Raw genomic sequence first — 18,345 nt, forward strand, 5'->3', positions numbered from 1 at the left:
TCAAAACCATGAAATACATCGCTCTTGCGGCTATGACCCTCGCCGCGCCCGTCTCAGCGCAATCGGTCAGCTGGGATCTGGCCAATGAATACCCGCCCAATTCGGTGCACGCCCAATCTGCCGACACCTTCATCGCCGCGCTGGCCGAGGCCTCGGGCGGCGACATGAAGATCACCGCGCATCACGGTGCGGCGCTGGGGTATAAATCGCTGGATCAATACGATGCGGTGGGCGACGGCGCGCTGGACCTTGCCTCCAGCTTTGCCACCCCGTGGTCGGGGATCGACCCGGTGTTCATCCTGTCGTCTATCCCCTTCCTAGTGAAGACCCCCGCCGAAGAGCGCCAGCTTTATGAAATCGCCAAGCCCTACTACGAAGCCGTGCTCGAGGCCGACAACCAGGTGCTGCTGTTCGCCACGCCCTGGCCGCCGTCGGGCCTGTGGGGCAACAAGGCGCTCGACAGCCTCGAGGCGCTCGATGGGGTCAAGCTGCGCACCTATGATGCCAACGGCACCATCACCTTTGGCAACACCCCCGCAACCCCGGTACAGCTAAGCTGGGCCGACACCGTGCCGCAGCTGTCCACCGGCGCGGTCGATGCGGTGCTGACCTCGGCCGATGGCGGGGCGTCGGCGATGCTCTGGGAGCAGCAGTCGCATTTCACCGAAGTCAACTACGCCATGCCGCTGCAATTCGTGCACCTGAACCGCGATGTCTATGACGCGCTGTCCGATGAGCAGAAGGCATGGATCGCACAGGCCACCAAGGCAGCCGAGGATTTCGGCTGGGGGCTGCTGGAAAACCGCGTGGCGCAGAATTACGCCGACATGGAAAGCCACGGCATGACCATCGTTACCGATGTCGATCCGGCCTATCTCGCCGCGCTGTCCGAAGCGGCCGCCCCGGCGCTTGAGCAGTGGAAGGACAAGATGGGCGAAGACGCCGAGTCCATCCTTGCCGCCTTCGAGGAAAGCCGCGCGCAATGAGCGAGACCAAGCCTGTCGCCGGCCCGATCGGGCTGGCGATGCGCGCCGTCTGGGGCCTGTCGCAGGCAGCGGCAATCATCGCGGCGGGTCTTGTCGCCGCGATGACGCTGCACATCCTGCTGGAAATCGTGCTGCGGCTGCTCGACCGCTCGACCTTTGTACTGGACGAGATGGTTGGCTACGCGGTGGCCGGGGCGACCTTCCTGTCGCTGGGCTATGCGTTCGAACATGGCGCGCTGGTGCGGGTCGGCCTGCTGATCGACCGCTTTGCCGACCGCCCCCGCCGCCTGATCGAGGCGCTCTGCGGCCTGCTCACCTGCGCCATCGCCGCTGGCATCGCGCAGGTCATCGCCAAGACCGCGCTGCGCAGCTTTGAGCGTGGCCGCACCTCAAGCTCCATCGCCGAGATCCCGCTGTGGATCCCCGAGGCGATCTGCGCCATCGGGCTTGGCATCTTTGCCCTGCAGGTCGCGGCCTATGTGCTGCGGCAGCTGCTCGGCCTGCCGGGGCCGGTGGCGGCGCCCGCCCAACCTTCGGATCTCTAAGGACATCTCATGGACCCAGCTGTTTCCGGCCTCGCCCTTGTGGGCTTTCTTATCGTGACGCTTGGCAGCGGGGTCTGGATCTTTGCCGGGCTGCTGGTCGTGTCGTTCCTCGGGCTGTATTTCCTCGTGGACATGCCGCTGAGCCGGGTGCTTTCGGTGGCGGGTTCGATCACCTACCGCAGCGCCTCGACATGGGAACTGGCGGCGGTGCCGCTGTTCATCTGGGTGGCCGAGCTGATCTTTCGCTCGACGGTGTCCGAACGGCTGTTCCGGGGGCTCGCGCCGTTTGTCGACCGGGTGCCGGGGCGCTTGCTGCATACCAACGTGCTGGGCTGCACGCTGTTCGCGGCGGTGAGCGGATCGTCGGCGGCGACCACGGCGACGGTGGGCAAGATCACCTCGAGCGAACTGGTGACCCGCGGCTATGACGCGCGGCTGGCGGTGGGGTCTCTGGCCGGGGCGGGCAGCCTCGGGCTGCTGTTGCCGCCGTCAATCGCGATGATCATTTACGGCATCCTTGCCGAAGTGTCGGTCAGCCGGCTGTTTGCCGCCGGCGTGCTGCCGGGGCTGATGGTGGCGGGGCTGTATTCGGGGTTCATCATGCTGATGGCGCTCGTGAAACCGTCGATTGCCCCCGCCGGGCACGAGACTTATCGCCTGCGCGACTACCTGCGCGGGCTGGTCGATCTGGCCCCGGTGATCACGCTGATGGGCATCGTTCTGGGGGCGATCTACAGCGGCATCGCCACGCCGTCCGAGGCGGCGGCCGTGGGCGTCTTTGCCGCCTTCGTGGTGCTGGGGCTGATGCGCGAACTCAGCTGGGACTTGCTGCGCGACAGCCTGATGGGCACGGTGCGCACCTCGGTCATGGTGTGCATCATCCTTGTCAGCGCCTCGCTGCTATCGACCACGCTGGGCTATCTGCACCTGCCGCAGGAACTGGGCGCGGCCATCGCGGGCATGGGGCTCGACCCGCTGACCCTGATCGCGCTGCTGGCCTTGTTCTATCTGGTGCTGGGGGTGTTCGTCGACGGGGTGGCGATCATCGTGATGACGCTGCCGATGACGCTGCCGCTGATCGTGGCGGCGGGCTATGATCCGGTGTGGTTCGGAGTGTTCCTGATCCTGATGGTGGAAATCGGCCTGCTGACGCCGCCGGTCGGGATCAACCTGTTCGTGCTTCAGGGGCTAACCGGCTGGACGCTGGGCCGGGTGTCACGGGCAGCGGTGCCGTTTTTCCTGCTGTTCGGGCTGGCGGTGGCGATTCTGGTCGCCTTTCCGCAGATCGCGCTGTGGCTGCCGGGGTTGCTATATGATTGATGCGTGATCCGCGCACCTGACGGCGGCAGGATGCGCAGATCGTGCATCCTGTCACCCTAAAGCACCGTAACACGCGCCCCGCGTGCGGCGCCGCCGCGCTATCCTTGCCCCAAAGCAAGGAGCGCCCCATGTACGATCAGCAGACCGCCACCATCCCGACCCATCAGGCGCTGGCCCGGGGGCTGCATCACCACGGCATCGACACGATGTTCGGCCTGATGGGCGATGCGAACCTGTTCCTTGCCGATTACTTTGCACGTGAGTGTGGCGGGCGTTTCGTTCCAGCCGCGCATGAAGGCAGCGCCGTGCTGATGGCGCTGGCCTATGCCCATGTTACCGCCCGCCCCGGCATCGCGACGGTGACCCATGGCCCGGCGCTGACCAATTGCATGACCGCGCTGACCGAAGGCGTGCGGGGCAAGCTGCCGCTCGTCCTGCTGGCCGGAGACACCCCCGCCATCAACCCCCGCCACCTGCAAGGCATCGACCAGCGCGCCGTGGTTGCCGCCACCGGCGCGGGGTTCGAACAGCTGCGCGCCCCCGAAACCGCCGCCCGCGATCTGGCCCGCGCCATCTGGCGGGCGCGGGTGGAAAAGCGGCCCGTGGTGCTGAACATGCCCGCCGATTTCATGTGGGCCGAGGCCGAATACGTTCCGCATAAGCTCGACGTGTTCGAAACCCGCAGCTTCGTGCCCGAAGGCGATGCGCTCGATCAGGCCATCGGCATGATCGCCAGCGCGCGTCGCCCGGTGATCCTTGCCGGGGGCGGCGCGGTCGATGCGCGCGCGCAGATCCTGCGGCTGGCCGAGCGGCTTCAGGCTCCGGTGGCCACCACGCTGCGCGCCAAAGGGCTGTTTCGCGGGCATCCCTATGATCTGGACATCTTCGGCACGCTCAGCACACCCGCCGCCTATGACGTCATCGCCAAGGCCGATTGCATTGTCGCCTTCGGCGCGGGGCTGCATGATTTCACCACCGACCGGGGCAAGCTGATGGCGGCCAAACGGCTGGTGCAGATCGACACCGATGCCTCGGCCATGGGGCGCTCGGTGCATCCGCACGCGGCGCTGGTGGCCGACGCCGGGCTGACCGCCGACAATTTCGTGCATTGGCTGAACGAGGCCGAGATCGCGCCGTCGGGCTTCACCCCCGAACTGGATCCGGACAGGCTGCGCCAGCACGTGCCGGGGCGGCGATCCAAGTCCCGTGTTAGCTATGTCGAAGCGCTTGAAAAGCTTGAGGCCGCCCTGCCGCAGGATCGCATCCTTGTCACCGACGGCGGGCGTTTCATGACCGAGGTCTGGTGCCGCATCGGCGTGCGCGACCCGCAAAGCTTTGTGGTCACGGCACATTTCGGTTCGATCGGGCTGGGCCTGCCGGAGGCGATCGGCGCAGGCATCGCCGCGCCGGATCGCCCCGTGGTGCTGTTTTCCGGCGATGGCGGCTTCATGATGGGGGGCTTGGGAGAATTCAACACCGCGGTGCGGCTGAAACAGGATCTGGTGGTGATCCTGTGCAACGACGCTGCCTACGGCGCCGAGCATATCCAGTTTCTGGACCGGCAGATGGACCCGTCGATGACCGAATTCGACTGGCCGTGCTTTGCCGAGGTGGCGCGCTCGCTGGGCGGCAAGGGGATATTGGTCACCGACGACGCCGGGCTTGATGCGGCGCTGCACGCCATCGCCACCCGCGACGGCCCGCTATTGATCGAGCTCAGGCTTGATCCCAACGATGTTCCCCGGATGCGGATCTGAACATTCGGCGACAAAGGCATCCAGCAGCGCCACCAGCTGCGCGTAGCGTTCGGGGCCAAAGCGCGCGGTGAACGCATCGGTCACCGCGCGCGACACCGGCGCAAATTCGTCGATGATGGCACGGCCCTCGGCGGTCGCCGTCACCACCTGCCGCCGCCGGTTGGCGCTGTCCTGCCGACGCAGGACAAGCCCGCGCTCCACCATGGATTGCAGGATGCGCGACACCGACGTGGCTTGCAGACAGGCCTCTGCCGCCAGATCCTGCACCGACAGCGCACCGCGCTGGGTCAGCACCCGCAGAATACGCCATTGCGGTTCCGACAGCCCCGCCTTGGCCAGCATCGGGCGCAGTTCGCGCAACATGGTTTCGCGCGCGAGGATCAGCAGGATCGGCAGCGAGGCGCGGATTGGCGGCAGGTCGCTCAGAGCAGGCATAGCGACACCCAAGGCACCAGCACCAGCAGCGCAAGCCGGAAGATATCGGCGATCCAGAACGGCAGGATGCCGCGAAAGATCGTCGACAGCGCGATGTCGGGCATGACGCTGCGCAGGACAAAGACGTTCATCCCGACCGGCGGGGTGATCAGGCTGATCTCTGTCACCACGACCACCACCACCGCGAACCATGTCAGCAGCATCTCGGGGTCGGCCAGCAGCCCGGTGCCGAAATCCAGCTGGATGATGATCGGGTAGAACACCGGCACCGTCAGCAGGATCATCGACAGGCTTTCGAACACGCAGCCCATGATCAGATAGATCAGCACCATGATGCCGATCACCGTCCACGGGCTGACATCGAGCTCGTAGATCAAGTCGACCAGCCCGTCGGGCAGCCCGGCGAAGTTGACGAAGGCGGAAAAGATTTCGGCGCCGATCATGATGGCAAAGATCATCGCAGAAGCCAGCAGCGTCTCGCGGCAGGCGCTGACAAACCCTTTCCAGCTTAGCGCCCGCATCGCCATCGCCAGTGCCAGCGACGCAATGGCGCCCATACCCGCCGCCTCGATCGGGGTGAAGAAGCCGCCGTAGATGCCGATCATGATGAAGGCGAACAGCCCCAGCGTGCCGGCGACGCCCAGCTTGTCGGTCTTTGACATGGGTTGCGATTGCCCCGCCTCGGGGGCCAGCGACGGGTTTACCCGCACCGCGACCATGACGGCGATCAGGTAGAAGATGATGCCGATGGCGCCCGGGATCAGCCCGGCGATGAACAGCTTGCCGATGTCGCTTTCGGTCAGCAACCCGTAGATGATCATGATCACCGACGGCGGGATCAGAATGCCCAGCGTGCCGCCCGCGGCGATGGACCCTGCCGCCAGACTGTCGGAATAGCCGAACTTGCGCATCGGGGGCATGGCGACGCGGCTCATGGTGGCGGCGGTGGCCAGCGAAGACCCCGACACCGCCGAGAACCCGCCGCAGGACAGCACGGCGGCCAGCGCCAGCCCACCCCTCATGCGGCCAAACAGCCGGTCGGCCCCGGCGAACAGCCCATGCGCAATGCCCGAGCCTGCCAAAACGTTGCCCATGAAGATGAACAGCGGCACCACCGACAGCGAATAGCTCAGCCCGGTTTCGAACACTGTCGCGCCGACCATGGCGCTGGCCGGTTGCCAGCCGCGCAGCAGCGCAAAGCCGACGCCGCCGACCAGCGCCATGGCAAAGGCGATGGGCACGCGGGCAAAGACCAGCATCAGCAGGATGATGATGGCGATCAGCGATTCAATCATTGCGCAACCCTCTCAAGACGCCGAACAGCGCCGCCAGCAGGCAGGCCGCCGCGCCCAGCCCCGCGAATGGCGCCAGCGGCACCCCCAGCGACACCGAGCGCGCACCATCCGCCGCCTGCGTTTGCATCAGCGTCAGCAGTGTCCATGCGAACCAGCACAGCATCGCGGCCGAGACCAGCGCCGCGAACACCCCGAGCGCGCGATTGATCCCGCGCGGCAGCAGGGCTGCGACCAGATCGACCTCGACATGCGCACCGTGGTGGCTGACCAGCGGCAGCGCCATGAACACCAGTGCGCCCAGCAGCAATTCGGTCATCTCGAACGCGCCCGACAGGGGTGCATTCAGCAGGTAGCGCCCCACCACATCGATCCCGGTCACCGCCATCAGGGCCAGCAGCAGCAACGCCGCCAGCCCCAGCAGGACCGTTTCCAGTCTTTGAAGGGTCATTGTGTCGCCACGGTCCCCAACCCGGTCATCGACCGGAAGCGTTGCAGCGCAGCGGTGCCGTCCGCGCCTTCGGGCAGCGTTGCGGCCCAGGCGTCTTCGTGGATCGTTGCCGCGGCGCGCACCGCCTCGACCACAGCGTCCGAGGCCGGGTACAGGTCAATCCCTGCCTCGTTGATCTCGGCTTCGGCGGCGGCATCGGCATCGTTCCACGCCTGACCGACGCGTTCGGCAAAGGCTTCGCCCGAGATGGCGTCGATGGCGGCCTGATCTTCGGGCGATATCTCGTCCCACTTGTCCTCGTCCATCACGAGGAACCAGCTGGTGTTGTAGAGGCCCCCCGGCACGGTCATCGAATACTTCAGATCGTCGGTCAGCTTGAACGCGGTCAGCGCCTCGTAGGTAAAGGTGACCCCGTCGATCACCCCGCGCGAGAGCTTTTCATAGACCTCGGGCGAGGACATGAACAGCGGCGTCGCCCCCAGATCTTCCATCAGCGCGGCAACATAGCCGCCCGGCACGCGGATCTTCATGCCTTGCAGGTCGGCGGGGGTTTCGATCTTGCGCAGGTTGTTGTGCAGCAGGCCGGGGCCATGGGTGAACAGGCCCAGAAGATGCGTGCCCTCATGTTCGGCGCGGGCGTTCAAATCTTCGGTGTAGACGGTCCAGAAGGCCTTGGACGCGGCGATGGCATCATCGCCAAGGAACGAGAACTGCCCCAGCTGCGAGCCGGAAAAGCGGTCGTCCTGGGTAAAGCTGTGCAGCCCGTAGGTGATGTCGGCCACGCCGTCGCGGGCCATGTCGAAATGCGCCGGCGGGCTGCCCAGCGGCTTGCCAAGCACGCGCACCCGCACGCGCCCTTCGGTGACCTCTTCGATCTGCTTGGCCCATGGCTTGATGGCATTGACCACGATGGGATGGCGCGGCGGCAGCCAGCTCGACAGCGCCAGCGTCACGTCGGCGGCCTGCGCCGCGCCGCTCATCGCCAGCAGGGCAAGGGCCGACAGGCCGGTTTTCAGATATGTCATTGTGTTTCCTCCCTTATGGGCGTTCCTCTCGCCCGAATTGGTTCAGGTGGTCCGCGGTGCGCGGGCTTCGGCCTTTTGAAACGCATCGAGCGTCGCGCAATGCGCCGCCACGCGGGTCAGGCGCGGCAGGTCATCGGTTTGCACGCCCCAGCGGGCGGCGTTGTAAAGCTGCGGCACGATGCACAGATCGGCCAGCGTCAGCGTGTTTCCCATGGCAAAGGGGCCTTGCGCGTCCAGCATCGCCTCGATGGCCTCAAGGCCGGGGCGGATGAAGGCGCGCATCCATTCTGCCTTGGTCTCGTCGCGCCCACTCAGCGCGACGGCATGGGCCACAACGCGCAGATTACACACCGGGTGAATGTCGCAGGCGATGCCAAGCGCCACGGCACGGGCGCGCGCCGCCTGCGCCGGATCGGCCGGGGTCAGGGCGATCCGCCCCGTCGCTTCGAGATAATCAAGCATCGCAAGGCTTTGCGTCAGCCGAGTGCCGTCGATGTCCAGCACCGGCACCAAGCCCTGCGGGCTGCGGGCCAGATGCGCCGCCGCGCGTTGATCGCCGTGCAGCAGATCGACGGCGCGGCTTTCAAAGGCGATCCCCGCCAGATGCAGCCCGATGCGCACCCGCCACGACGCGGTGCTGCGCCAGTAATCGTAAAGCACCACCTCAGCCATCGGCGGCGACCGTCAGCAGATCCTTGAGCGTATCGACATCGCCGATCCGGTTGGCAAGGATCAGCACGATCCGCGCGTTGAGCGCATGGCTCTCCGGCTCCTCCAGCCCGTCATGCACCGCCATCAGCGCCTCGTAGAATTCATCGCCGCGGGCGCCAAGGCCCATCTCCTGCACACTCATGCCGACACCTTTTCAGCCCGTTTCCCCATGGCGCGGGCCAGTGCCGCCCGCGCCTCCCCGGCGGTGCAGCGGCCCTCGAAGCTGGCCGCGACATGGCCATCGGGGCGCAGCAGAAGCGCCCGTCTGGTACCGTAGCGTTGCAGCGCATAGCCATTCAGATCGTCGTGGCTGTCATAGCCCTGCGCGGGCCCGCCGATGCCGACGCGGCGGATGCCGATATCGGGCAGGGCGATATCGCCAAAGCCCACCAGCGTGAACTGCCCCTGCACCAGTTCCAGCAGCCAGCCATTGCCCACCGGCGCATCGACCATCGGCAGGCCGACGCCCGCGCCCGGGGTCTGCAAGGAAAAGCCTTCCAGCGAGCAGGGCAACGACAGCCGCCCCGAATTGATCAGCCGCCGCGCAAAGGGATGGCGATGCGCCAGCCGCAGGGTTTCATGCCGGAACATCGCCTCGATCGGGCTTTTCGGGGTCATGAAATTGGTCGCGCGGGCGGAGTTGGCGATATTCTCCGCCGAGCCATGGGAGCGTTCCTCGTGGTAGGTCTCGATCAGCGCCGCGTCGGCGTCGCCATGGATCACCGCCGCCAGCTTCCAGCCAAGGTTGTCGACATCCTGAATGCCGCCATTGCCGCCGCGCGCGCCGAACGGGCTGACCACATGGGCGCTGTCCCCGACAAACACCACGCGGCCATGCACGAAGCGATCCAGCTTGATGCAGCGGAACTTGTAGACCGACAGCCAGTCGAGCCGGAACGGACGCTCGCCGACGATGGCCTTGATGCGGGGGATGACCCGCTCTTCGGTGGCCTCGGCCGCCGCATCCGCGCCCAGATCCAGTTGCAGATCGATGCGATACAGATTGTCGGGCTGCATGTGCAGCAGGGCCGACTTGCCGGGGTGGAAGGTCGGATCAAACCAGAACCAGCGCTCGGGGGTGCCCTGTTCGAAGGGACTGTCCTCCATCTCGATATCGGCGATGAGGAACTGTTCCTCAAAGGTCTGCCCGGTGAAATCAAGGCCCATCCGGGCGCGCGTCTGCGAGCCTGCCCCGTCGCAGGCCAGCAGCCAGTCGGCGTTCAGCGTGTAAGTGCCTTCGGGGGTTTCGACCTGCAAGGCGACGCCTTGCGCAGTGGCGCTATGGCCGGTGACCTTGGACAGGAAGCGCAGGTCGATCAGCTCGGGGAACTGGCGGGCGCGCTCGAGCAGGTATTCCTCGACGTAATATTGCTGCAGGTTGATGAAGGCGGGATACTTGTGGCCGTCTTCGGGCAGCAAATCGAAGCTGTAGACCTCGGCGTCGCCGTGGAACAGCCGCCCCACCTTCCATGTGACGCCCTTGGCCAGCATCCGCTCGCCCACGCCCAGCCGGTCGAAAATCTCCAGCGTGCGCTTGGCCCAGCAGATGGCGCGGCTGCCAACTGACACCACATTGTTGTCGTCGAGCACGATGCTGCGCACCCCGTGCAGCGCAAGGTCAACCGCCATGGCAAGGCCGATCGGCCCCGCCCCGACGATGGCAACGGGCGCGCCGCTGGAGCCGCCGTCAAGCTCGGGTGGGCGCACAAACGGCTGTGGCGCATAGGAATAGGCTGGCATGTCGGTCTCCTCCCTCCGGTGGGGCGGCCCCTCCTCCGGGGCCGCCGCCATGGCTCAGCTTTGCAGGTCGGTCCACATCTGCTGGTCGCGCTCGGCGGTCCAGACGCGGGGCGTGTCAATGCCGCGCGCCTCGTCATAGGCACGGGCAACGTTGAACGGCAGGCAATGCTCATAGATGGCGTAATCGGCGAATTTCGGATCGCATTCGGCGCGCACCGCGTCCCACGCCTCTTTGAGGCTGCCGCCCCGCGCCACCACCTTCGCCACCGGGCGATAGGTCGAGCGCACGAAATCATCGGTGCTCGCCAGCGCCTCTGCCACGGCCTCCTCGCCGATCAGCGCATCGCCGCGCCCCGGCGCGATGGCCTGCGGCTCGTAGGCGGCAATCTGCGCCAGCGTTTCCGGCCAGTCGGCGAAATGCCCGTCGCCGCAATAACAGGCCGAGTGGAATTCGACGATGTCACCGGTGAACATCACCTCTTGGTCGGGCACCCAGATCACCGCGTCGCCCGCAGTATGGGCGCGCCCCAGATGCATGATGTCGACCCGGCGGCGCCCGAGATAAACCGTCATCCGGTCGCTGAACGTGGTCGTCGGCCGGGTCAGGCCGGGAATCTCGTCATGGCCTTGGAACAGGCGCGGGAAACGGCCGAATTCGCTGTCCCAGTCTTCCTGCCCGCGCTCTTCGACCATGGCGGCGGCGGTGTCGCTCATGATGATCTCGCGCGCGCCATAGGCCGATGCCCCGAGCACCCGCACCGCGTGGTAATGGGTCAGCACCAGATGGCTGATCGGCTTGTCGGTGACGCTGCGCACGCAGTCGATCACCTTGCGGGCAAGGCGCGGCGTCGCCTGCGCCTCGACGATCATCACCGACTCATCGCCGATGATGACCCCGGTGTTGGGATCACCCTGCGCGGTAAAGGCATACAGCCCATCGCCCACCTGCGTGAAGCTGATGGTTTTTTCTTCCATGTCGCCTTGCGATGCGAATGCTCGTGTCATTGGGTGTCCTCCCTCATGCCCAGTCCGGTTTCGGCAGCGCCGGCAAAACCTTGCCCGCACAGGCGCCAAACCCGATCCGATAGCCGTTGCCCTCTGCCGCGCCATAAAGCGTCAGCGTGTCGCCATCTTCCAGAAAGCGGCGTTCCTGCCCGGCGATGCTCAGCGGCTCCTTGCCGCCCCAGCTCATTTCCAGCAGCGAGCCGCGCGCATCCTTCGCCGCCCCCGAGATGGTGCCCGAGCCCAGCAGATCGCCGCTGCGCATGGCGCAGCCGCTGCTCGTGTGATGGCAAAGCTGCTGCGCGGCGGAATAATACATCTCGCTATAGTTGGTGCGCGCGATGATCTCTTCGTCGCAGCCGTCCGGTGCCAGCCCCACCGACAGCGAAATGTCATAGAGCATCGGCTTCGGCTCGCTCAGATAGGGCAGCAGCTCGCGCTCGCGCTCCGGCGTGCTCACCCGGAACGGCTCCAGCGCCGCCGCCGTCACGATCCACGGCGAGATGGTCGTCGCCGTCGCCTTGGCCTGAAACGGTCCCAGCGGCTGATACTCCCACGCCTGAATATCGCGCGCCGACCAGTCGTTAAGCAGCACGTAGCCAAAGATCATCTCATCGGCCTGCGCCACCGACACCATGCCTTCGGACGGCACGCCGACAATCGCCCCCAGCTCCAGCTCAAGATCGAACCGCGCACAGGGCGCAAAGCGCGGCAGCGCCTCGTCCGGCCCCTTGAGCTGTCCCCAGGGCCGCCGCACCTCGGTGCCAGACACCACCACCGAGGTGGCCCGCCCGTTATAGCCGATGGGAATCGACAGCCAGTTCGGCGGCAAGGCGTTCTCGGCCCCGCGGAACATCGTGCCGACATTGGTGGCATGATGCTTCGAGGCATAGAAATCCGTGAACTCGCTCACCGCAAACGGCATCTTCAGCGCCACGTCGGCCAGCGGCAGCAGATGCGGCTCGACTGCGCCCCGATGCGCCGCATCCCCAAGCAGTTCCAGCAGCCGCCCCCGCAGCGCCGCCCAAGCATCCGGTCCCGCCGCCATCACGGCGTTCCAGGATGGTGCGGCAAACAGCGCCGCATCCAATCCGTGATCCACCGCGGCCACGTCCAGCACGCAATCCCCGATGGCAACACCCATCCGCGCGCCGTCTCCGGCGTCAAACACCCCATAAGGCAGATTGTTCAGCGGAAATTCACAGCCGGGCGCATTTGCGCTCTCCAGCCAGCTCGTCATCAAGCTCATTCAACCCTTCCACGGACGCGCCGCGCCCTGTCTTCTTCTGGCCCAAAATATCCCGGGGGGAGCGCGCAGGCGCGGGGGGCAGCGCCCCCCCCCTCGGCCCTCTCCGCCCGCCGCAGCCTCAGTCCCAGTTGCCCTCGATCGTGCCGTCGAACCGCTTCTTCAGGCTCTCCCAGCAGTCGATGTAATCGTCCTGCAACGGCGCCTCCGATGCGGCAAAGCCGGTCAGATGCTGCGGAAACCGCGTCTCGAACATGAAGCTCATGGTATTGTCGAGCTTGCCCGGCCCCAGATCCGCAAGGCTCGCCTTTTCGAACGCCTCGTTGTCTGGCCCGTGCGGCAGCATCATGTTGTGAAGGCTCATGCCGCCGGGCACAAAGCCCTGAGGCTTGGCGTCATATTCACCGTAGATATTGCCCATCAGCTCGGACATGACGTTCTTGTGGTACCACGGCGGGCGGAAGGTGTTCTCGGCCACCATCCAGCGCTCGCGGAACAGCACGAAGTCGATGTTCGCGGTGCCCGCCACGCCCGAGGGCGCCGTCAGCACGGTAAAGATCGACGGATCGGGATGATCGAACAGCACCGCACCCACCGGGCAATAGGTGCGCAGATCGTATTTCACCGGCGCGTAATTGCCATGCCACGCCACCACGTCCAGAGGCGAATGGCCGATCTTTGTCTCGTGAAACTGCCCCTGCCATTTGATGGTGACGGTCGATGGCACCTCGCGGTCCTCGAACGCCGCCACCGGCGTCTTGAAATCGCGCCGGTTGGCCATGCAGTTGGCCCCGATCGGGCCGCGCCCCGGAAGTTCGAACTTCTGGCCGTAATTCTCGCAGACAAAGCCACGCGCCGGGCCGTCCACCAGCTCGACACGGTAAACCAGCCCGCGCGGCAGGATGGCGATCTCCGACGGCTCAAGGTCGATCACCCCAAGCTCGGTGCAGAACCGCAGCCGCCCTTCCTGAGGCACCACCAGCAACTCGCTGTCGGCGCTGTAAAAATAGGCGTCCTGCATCGACTGCGTCACAAGATAGATATGCGATGCCATGCCAACCTGCGTGTAGACATCGCCAGCCGTGGTCATGGTGCGCATCCCCGTCAGCCAGGTCAGCGGCGCGTCGGTATGGGGCACCGGGTCCCAGCGGTACTGGCCAAGGCTGGTCACGTCCGGGTCAACGCAAGGCGCGCTTTTCCAATAGGGCAGGGCGATCTTTTCATAGCGGTGCGAGTGCTTCACCGACGGGCGGATGCGATAGCACCACGTGCGCTCATTCTGGTGGCTCGGCGCAGTAAAGGCGGTGCCCGACAGCTGTTCGCCATACAGCCCATAAGCGCAGCGCTGCGGCGAATTCATCCCCTCGGGCAGCGCGCCCGGCAGCGCCTCGGTTTCGAAGTCATTGCCGAAACCGGGCATGTAGCCGTCGTGCAGCGCGCTGATGCCAGCGGCCCGTGTGAGGCCGGAAGTCTTGCTCAGATCGTTCATGAGGTCTCCTCCCTCGACTGATTGCTGACATGATGTTAGTTACTTTTGTAACTAACAAGAGGCTGTGACAGAAAATATGAAATCCGAAGATGCTTTTGAAATCGGCGAGTTTACGCCCTATCTTCTGAACCTCGCTGCCGAAGCGCAAAGTGACGTTTTTTCAAAGACCTACCGCGACAGATACGGGATGCTGCGCACCGAATGGCGGGTGCTCTATCACCTTGGTCGCTATGGCGAGCTGAGCGCCAAGGAGATCTCGGACCGGGCCCGGATTCACAAGACAAAGGTGTCGCGCGCCGTTCGTGCGCTTGAGGAAAAGCGATTCCTCGCCCGTGTCATCAGCCCGCAGGACCGACGCAGCGAGCGGCTGTCGCTGCGCCCGCCCGGGCGCGAGGCGTTCGACTATCTCAGCGGTGCGGCGCGCGATTACGAGGCGGCGCTGGAAACCCGGCTGGGCAAGCGCGACGCCAAGACGCTGCGCCGCCTGCTCGAACAGCTTTGCGTCACTCCAGCGGCAGGCCGCCGCGATCCTTCAGGGTCTTGAGCACCAGTTCAGAGCGCACCTGCCCAACCTGCGTCTGCGGCAGCAGCCAGTCGTGGATGAAGGCCGCGTAGGCATCCAGATCGCGCACCCGGATATCCAGCACGTAATCCGCATCGCCCGATACCGAAAAGGCGGCGCAGATCTCGGGCCGTCCGGCGACAAAGCGGGCAAAGTCGCGGTCGCCGCCATGGCCGTGGCTGCGCAGGTTGACCCGCGTGATTGCCCGGAGGCCAAAGCCCAGCTGCCCGGCGTTCAACCGCGCCGTATAGCCAAGGATCACCTGCGCCGCTTCCAGCGCCGCCCGCCGGCGCGAAATCTGGCTGGCGGACAGGTGCACCACCTCGGCCAGCGCGGCGTTCGAGACGGTCGCATCCCGCTGCAATGCAACAAGAATGGCATGATCGAAGCAATCAAGCTGCATGAGGCGCACTTTTTGGCTAAATCTGCAGGTTTCCTGCATCATCCTGCCTTGATTTGCGCGCTACGTCCAGAGGTGGGCAGGGCCGGCGCTGGGTTTGACTATCAATGGCGCGCATTTGCGGCTATCACTCTAAAAGTTGTTTCAGACGGTTCAGTACCCGTTATGCGCGTTTTTTGCCTGTTCGTGATGTTGCTTTGCCTAAGTCCGGGCTTTGCCTCGGCGCAGGATGCCACGCGCCCCGTGCTCACCGTGCCATGGACCGCAACGCCCGGGCTCAGCTTCTTGTCCGAAAGCGGCGAGGTCAGCAGCTTTTCCGCCGATCTGCTGCGCCTTGTCGCGCAGGACGCGGGTTTTGATCTGCGCTTTGTGCGTTACGACACGCCCGCTGCGGTGCTTGGTGCGGTCGCGCAGGGCGACACAGACCTGAGCCTGCTGGCCGCCATGCCCATGCTCGAGACGCAGAACCTGACCCTGTCGGCGGTTTCTGATGTCGAACTGATGCTCTACCTGCGCCGCGACGCGCCCGTGGACATCACCATCGACACGATTTCGCAAGGGCGGATCGGGGTTCTGCGCGGCACGATCTCAAACCGGCTCGCGCTGCCCGAAGCGGTCGAGATCGTGCACTTCGATGACGAGGCCATCGCCTTTACCAGCCTGCTGACCAAGGAGCTGGACGGCGTCATCATCCTGCACAGCTTTGCCGAACCGCTGCTGCGCACCACCGGGTTGGATAATCTGGTGCGGGCGAGCTTTCCGGCGGTGCGGACCGGCGAGCTACACGCCATTCTGAACAAACGCCATGCGGCGCTGGCACCTCGGATCGACGCCGCCATTGCCCGGCTCAGGGACAGCGGCGCGCTGGATGCCTTGCGCCTGCGCTGGTTTCTGGTGCCGGCTGCGCCGATGCTCGATGTGCTGACCGTGGGCGTCTCGCCCTTCCCGCCCTATCAGATCATCGGCCCGGATGGGCGGGCAAGCGGCTTTGCGGTCGAGCTTCTCCGGGCGCTGGCCGAGCGCGCCGACCTGAGCTTGCGCTTCACCGAAGTCAGCCGCGACAGCTGGGCCCGCGGCCCGCGCGCCGGGGTCTTCGACATGGTGCCCGCGCGCAGCATCAACCCGGTCGAGGCCAAGTTCCTGCATTTCTCGTTGCCGGTGCAGACCATCGAATATGCCACCTTCGTTCCGGCGGGCGGCCTGCTTGGGGCAAGTGGCGGGCGCATCGGCGTGCTGTCCTCGAGCCCGATCCGCGCCGAGATCGAGGCCGCGCTGAACCGCCCGCTTGTCCCGGTGTCCAGCGCCGCCGCCGGGGCCGAGGCGCTGCTCGACGGCACGCTCGACGCGCTGATGTTTCCGCGCCTGTCCTTCGGGCAGTATCTTCAGGAGATCGCGGCGCAAGAGCGCATCACCCGGCTGGACTCGCCGCTGTTTTCGGCGGAACTCGCCGTGGCGCTGCGCCCGGATCTGGGCGAGATCCGGCGGCGGCTTGACGTGGTGATCCCGGGCTTTCTGGGCTCGGCGCAATATCGGGCGCTGGCGCGCGACTGGCTGGAGCCGACACCGTTCTGGACACAGGATCGGGTGCGCCTGCTGCTGCTGCTGGCCGGCGCTGCCATTGCGGCGGGCGGGGCGCTGTTCGTAGCACAGATCCTGCGCGCCGCGCGCCGGGCCGAGCGCCTGAGGCGCGAAACCGCGGCGGCCCGCGATCGCCTCTCGGCGATTCTGGAGGGCACGCGTCACGCCATCATCGGCTTTGGCAAAGGCGGGCACATCGCGGTGACCAACCCCGGCGCGCGCGCGCTGCTGCATCTGCCCGACGGCGCGGAGCCTCGGCCATGGCCCGCCGACGCGCAGTTTCTCGACCCGATCACCGGCACCGAACTGCCCCCCGACAGCAACCCCGCCCACCGCGTGGTCAATGGCGCCGCCACCGACGGGCCGCTTTATCTGTTCCGTGCCTCGACGGCAGATCCACCGCGCTATGTCCGGGTTACGTCGGATCAACTCAGCGCCCGGCGCACCGGCCTGACCGCGCTGATGATCGTTGAGGACGACAACGACAACGAGTTGAACCGGCGAAAGCTGGACCGTTCGCAGCGGTTGTCCTCGCTTGGCCTGATGGCGGGCGGCATTGCGCATGATTTCAACAATATCCTTGCCGCGATCCAGTATCGCGCCGAACTGGCGCGGATGACGGCGAGCGATGCGCTTGCCGAGACCTTCACCGGCATTCTTGACTCGGTCGAGCGGGGCAGCGATCTGACCCGGCGCCTGCTAGGCTTTTCCCGCCAGTCGCCGCAGGCCCCGGGCGCGATCAATCTGGCCAGCTGTTTCAGCGCCCTGCGTGAGCTGTCGCGCCCTGTGGCGGGCGCCGGCGTCACGCTGGACATCCCCGACCCCGATCCCGACCTGTTCGTCTGGTGCGATGGCGGCGAGCTGGAAAACGCCTTGCTGAACCTTGTCATCAACGCGCGGGATGCCATCCTCGGGGCCTCGGAAAAGGGCCGGATCTCGTTGCATCTGCGCTGCTATGACTGGAGCGACGACGGCGCGCCGCCACGGGCGATGATCGAGATCGCGGTCAGCGATACCGGCCCCGGCATGCCCGAAAGCGTGCGCCGCCGCGCTGCCGATCCGTTCTTTTCCACCAAGCGCGACATCGGCGGAACCGGGCTTGGGCTGGCGATGGTCGAAAGCTTTGTGCAGCGCGCCGACGGCCATCTTGCGATCTATTCCGAGCCCGGGCATGGCACCACAGTGCGCCTGCGCCTGCCGCGCGCGACCGGCGATGCGCCCCGCGCGATCGCGCCCGCAGACCCCGCGCCAGAACCGGGCAACGGCGCCCACATCCTGCTGGTCGATGATCAGGAGGATCTGCGCCGCTGCATCTCGGGTTCGCTTACGCAGCTCGGCTATACACTGGAAGCCGCCCCGACAGCGGTGGCGGCGATCACGATGCTTGAAACCGCCACGCATTTCGATCTTGTGCTAAGCGATATCGTCATGCCCGGCGGCCTGTCGGGCATCGATCTTGCACATCATCTCAGAACTCATCACCCCGGCACCGCCATCGTGCTGATGACGGGGTTCGCCAATGTCGAGACGGTGGATCTGGACGGGGTGCAAGTGCTTCAAAAGCCCTTCCCGCTGTCCCATCTGGCGCAGGCGATCCGTGATGCGCTGGACACGCCGAGCGGCTAGGCGCACAGCAGGCCCCCGGTTCCGCGTGCGCACCCGCGCGTTGCGATCACGGCCACAGGGCGCGAAGATTACATAAGTTAGATTAGACGTGATCGCCAGATCAGTAGGCTGGAGGCTACAGGCCCGGCTATTGGGCCAAGGCCCGCTGTTACTCTTCGCAGCAATATTATACCGCCGCGC

At 65.9% G+C, this 18,345-nt stretch carries 17 protein-coding genes; 6 read left to right on the top strand and 11 right to left on the bottom strand.

The window, feature by feature from the left end; genetic code table 11:
* Positions 1-8 precede the first annotated feature (8 nt).
* The 4 genes from KO516_RS22450 to KO516_RS22465 all read left to right on the top strand — a co-directional run bounded on the left by KO516_RS22450 (position 9) and on the right by KO516_RS22465 (position 4,608).
* Positions 9-986, top strand: a complete 978-nt coding sequence (locus tag KO516_RS22450) for a TRAP transporter substrate-binding protein (protein ID WP_216006022.1) — start codon at positions 9-11, stop codon at positions 984-986.
* Positions 983-1,531 (top strand): TRAP transporter small permease subunit, encoded by a 549-nt coding sequence (locus KO516_RS22455; protein ID WP_216006023.1) that lies wholly within the window; start codon positions 983-985, stop codon positions 1,529-1,531. The genes KO516_RS22450 and KO516_RS22455 overlap by 4 nt, the downstream gene beginning before the upstream one ends.
* Before the next feature lie 9 nt (positions 1,532-1,540).
* Positions 1,541-2,851, top strand: a complete 1,311-nt coding sequence (locus tag KO516_RS22460) for a TRAP transporter large permease (protein ID WP_216006024.1) — start codon at positions 1,541-1,543, stop codon at positions 2,849-2,851.
* 128 nt (positions 2,852-2,979) lie between these two features.
* Positions 2,980-4,608: a thiamine pyrophosphate-binding protein gene (locus KO516_RS22465; RefSeq protein ID WP_216006025.1), complete on the top strand. Its 1,629-nt coding sequence runs from the start codon at positions 2,980-2,982 to the stop codon at positions 4,606-4,608.
* Here KO516_RS22465 and KO516_RS22470 read toward each other — a convergent pair.
* From KO516_RS22470 to hmgA, 10 genes are all read right to left on the bottom strand, one after another.
* Positions 4,555-5,043, bottom strand: a complete 489-nt coding sequence (locus KO516_RS22470) for a MarR family transcriptional regulator (protein ID WP_216006026.1) — start codon at positions 5,041-5,043, stop codon at positions 4,555-4,557. The two genes, KO516_RS22465 and KO516_RS22470, sit on opposite strands and share 54 nt — an antisense overlap.
* Positions 5,031-6,338, bottom strand: coding sequence for a TRAP transporter large permease (locus KO516_RS22475; protein ID WP_216006027.1), 1,308 nt, complete (start codon positions 6,336-6,338; stop codon positions 5,031-5,033). Before KO516_RS22475 ends, KO516_RS22470 begins: the two co-directional genes overlap by 13 nt.
* Positions 6,331-6,786 (bottom strand): TRAP transporter small permease, encoded by a 456-nt coding sequence (locus KO516_RS22480; protein WP_216006028.1) that lies wholly within the window; start codon positions 6,784-6,786, stop codon positions 6,331-6,333. Before KO516_RS22480 ends, KO516_RS22475 begins: the two co-directional genes overlap by 8 nt.
* Positions 6,783-7,811, bottom strand: coding sequence for a TRAP transporter substrate-binding protein (locus KO516_RS22485; RefSeq protein ID WP_216006029.1), 1,029 nt, complete (start codon positions 7,809-7,811; stop codon positions 6,783-6,785). The genes KO516_RS22480 and KO516_RS22485 overlap by 4 nt, the downstream gene beginning before the upstream one ends.
* Before the next feature lie 42 nt (positions 7,812-7,853).
* Complete coding sequence (gene maiA / locus KO516_RS22490) at positions 7,854-8,483, bottom strand: maleylacetoacetate isomerase (RefSeq protein WP_216006030.1); 630 nt, start codon at positions 8,481-8,483, stop codon at positions 7,854-7,856.
* Positions 8,476-8,664 carry a DUF2783 domain-containing protein gene (locus tag KO516_RS22495; protein ID WP_216006031.1) on the bottom strand — a complete coding sequence of 63 codons (189 nt, stop codon included), beginning with the start codon at positions 8,662-8,664 and terminating at the stop codon, positions 8,476-8,478. The genes maiA and KO516_RS22495 overlap by 8 nt, the downstream gene beginning before the upstream one ends.
* Positions 8,661-10,262 carry an FAD-dependent monooxygenase gene (locus tag KO516_RS22500; protein WP_216006032.1) on the bottom strand — a complete coding sequence of 534 codons (1,602 nt, stop codon included), beginning with the start codon at positions 10,260-10,262 and terminating at the stop codon, positions 8,661-8,663. Before KO516_RS22500 ends, KO516_RS22495 begins: the two co-directional genes overlap by 4 nt.
* A 54-nt stretch (positions 10,263-10,316) precedes the next feature.
* A complete protein-coding gene (locus KO516_RS22505; protein WP_216006033.1) occupies positions 10,317-11,267 on the bottom strand; it encodes an MBL fold metallo-hydrolase in 951 nt (316 codons plus the stop codon).
* A 13-nt stretch (positions 11,268-11,280) separates the two neighbouring features.
* Entirely contained in the window at positions 11,281-12,513 is a 1,233-nt protein-coding gene (fahA, locus tag KO516_RS22510; RefSeq protein WP_216006034.1) for a fumarylacetoacetase, read from the bottom strand.
* Between the two features lie 118 nt (positions 12,514-12,631).
* The gene (hmgA, locus tag KO516_RS22515; RefSeq protein WP_216006035.1) at positions 12,632-13,999 is read right to left on the bottom strand and encodes a homogentisate 1,2-dioxygenase; all 1,368 of its coding nucleotides are present in this window, start codon (positions 13,997-13,999) and stop codon (positions 12,632-12,634) included.
* A 76-nt stretch (positions 14,000-14,075) separates the two neighbouring features.
* Here hmgA and KO516_RS22520 point away from each other — a divergent pair, with 76 nt between their 5' ends.
* Positions 14,076-14,543 carry a MarR family winged helix-turn-helix transcriptional regulator gene (locus tag KO516_RS22520; RefSeq protein ID WP_216006036.1) on the top strand — a complete coding sequence of 156 codons (468 nt, stop codon included), beginning with the start codon at positions 14,076-14,078 and terminating at the stop codon, positions 14,541-14,543.
* On the opposite strand, the gene KO516_RS22525 is transcribed toward KO516_RS22520, so the two are convergent.
* Positions 14,503-14,964: an Lrp/AsnC family transcriptional regulator gene (locus KO516_RS22525; RefSeq protein WP_216006037.1), complete on the bottom strand. Its 462-nt coding sequence runs from the start codon at positions 14,962-14,964 to the stop codon at positions 14,503-14,505. The two genes, KO516_RS22520 and KO516_RS22525, sit on opposite strands and share 41 nt — an antisense overlap.
* Positions 14,965-15,126: 162 nt before the next feature.
* Between KO516_RS22525 and KO516_RS22530 the strand changes: the two genes are divergently transcribed.
* Positions 15,127-18,165, top strand: coding sequence for a transporter substrate-binding domain-containing protein (locus KO516_RS22530; RefSeq protein WP_216006038.1), 3,039 nt, complete (start codon positions 15,127-15,129; stop codon positions 18,163-18,165).
* The last annotated feature ends 180 nt before the right edge of the window (positions 18,166-18,345 follow it).

Origin of the sequence: Citreicella sp. C3M06, assembly GCF_018860705.1 — a bacterium.
Classification (GTDB): domain Bacteria; phylum Pseudomonadota; class Alphaproteobacteria; order Rhodobacterales; family Rhodobacteraceae; genus Salipiger.

Coding starts and splice junctions, on each gene's coding strand:
- KO516_RS22450 (WP_216006022.1), top strand. CDS start 9: ATGAAATACATCGCTCTTGCGGCTATGACCCTCGCCGCGCCCGTCTCA.
- KO516_RS22455 (WP_216006023.1), top strand. CDS start 983: ATGAGCGAGACCAAGCCTGTCGCCGGCCCGATCGGGCTGGCGATGCGC.
- KO516_RS22460 (WP_216006024.1), top strand. CDS start 1,541: ATGGACCCAGCTGTTTCCGGCCTCGCCCTTGTGGGCTTTCTTATCGTG.
- KO516_RS22465 (WP_216006025.1), top strand. CDS start 2,980: ATGTACGATCAGCAGACCGCCACCATCCCGACCCATCAGGCGCTGGCC.
- KO516_RS22470 (WP_216006026.1), bottom strand. CDS start 5,043: ATGCCTGCTCTGAGCGACCTGCCGCCAATCCGCGCCTCGCTGCCGATC.
- KO516_RS22475 (WP_216006027.1), bottom strand. CDS start 6,338: ATGATTGAATCGCTGATCGCCATCATCATCCTGCTGATGCTGGTCTTT.
- KO516_RS22480 (WP_216006028.1), bottom strand. CDS start 6,786: ATGACCCTTCAAAGACTGGAAACGGTCCTGCTGGGGCTGGCGGCGTTG.
- KO516_RS22485 (WP_216006029.1), bottom strand. CDS start 7,811: ATGACATATCTGAAAACCGGCCTGTCGGCCCTTGCCCTGCTGGCGATG.
- maiA (WP_216006030.1), bottom strand. CDS start 8,483: ATGGCTGAGGTGGTGCTTTACGATTACTGGCGCAGCACCGCGTCGTGG.
- KO516_RS22495 (WP_216006031.1), bottom strand. CDS start 8,664: ATGAGTGTGCAGGAGATGGGCCTTGGCGCCCGCGGCGATGAATTCTAC.
- KO516_RS22500 (WP_216006032.1), bottom strand. CDS start 10,262: ATGCCAGCCTATTCCTATGCGCCACAGCCGTTTGTGCGCCCACCCGAG.
- KO516_RS22505 (WP_216006033.1), bottom strand. CDS start 11,267: ATGACACGAGCATTCGCATCGCAAGGCGACATGGAAGAAAAAACCATC.
- fahA (WP_216006034.1), bottom strand. CDS start 12,513: ATGAGCTTGATGACGAGCTGGCTGGAGAGCGCAAATGCGCCCGGCTGT.
- hmgA (WP_216006035.1), bottom strand. CDS start 13,999: ATGAACGATCTGAGCAAGACTTCCGGCCTCACACGGGCCGCTGGCATC.
- KO516_RS22520 (WP_216006036.1), top strand. CDS start 14,076: ATGAAATCCGAAGATGCTTTTGAAATCGGCGAGTTTACGCCCTATCTT.
- KO516_RS22525 (WP_216006037.1), bottom strand. CDS start 14,964: ATGCAGCTTGATTGCTTCGATCATGCCATTCTTGTTGCATTGCAGCGG.
- KO516_RS22530 (WP_216006038.1), top strand. CDS start 15,127: ATGCGCGTTTTTTGCCTGTTCGTGATGTTGCTTTGCCTAAGTCCGGGC.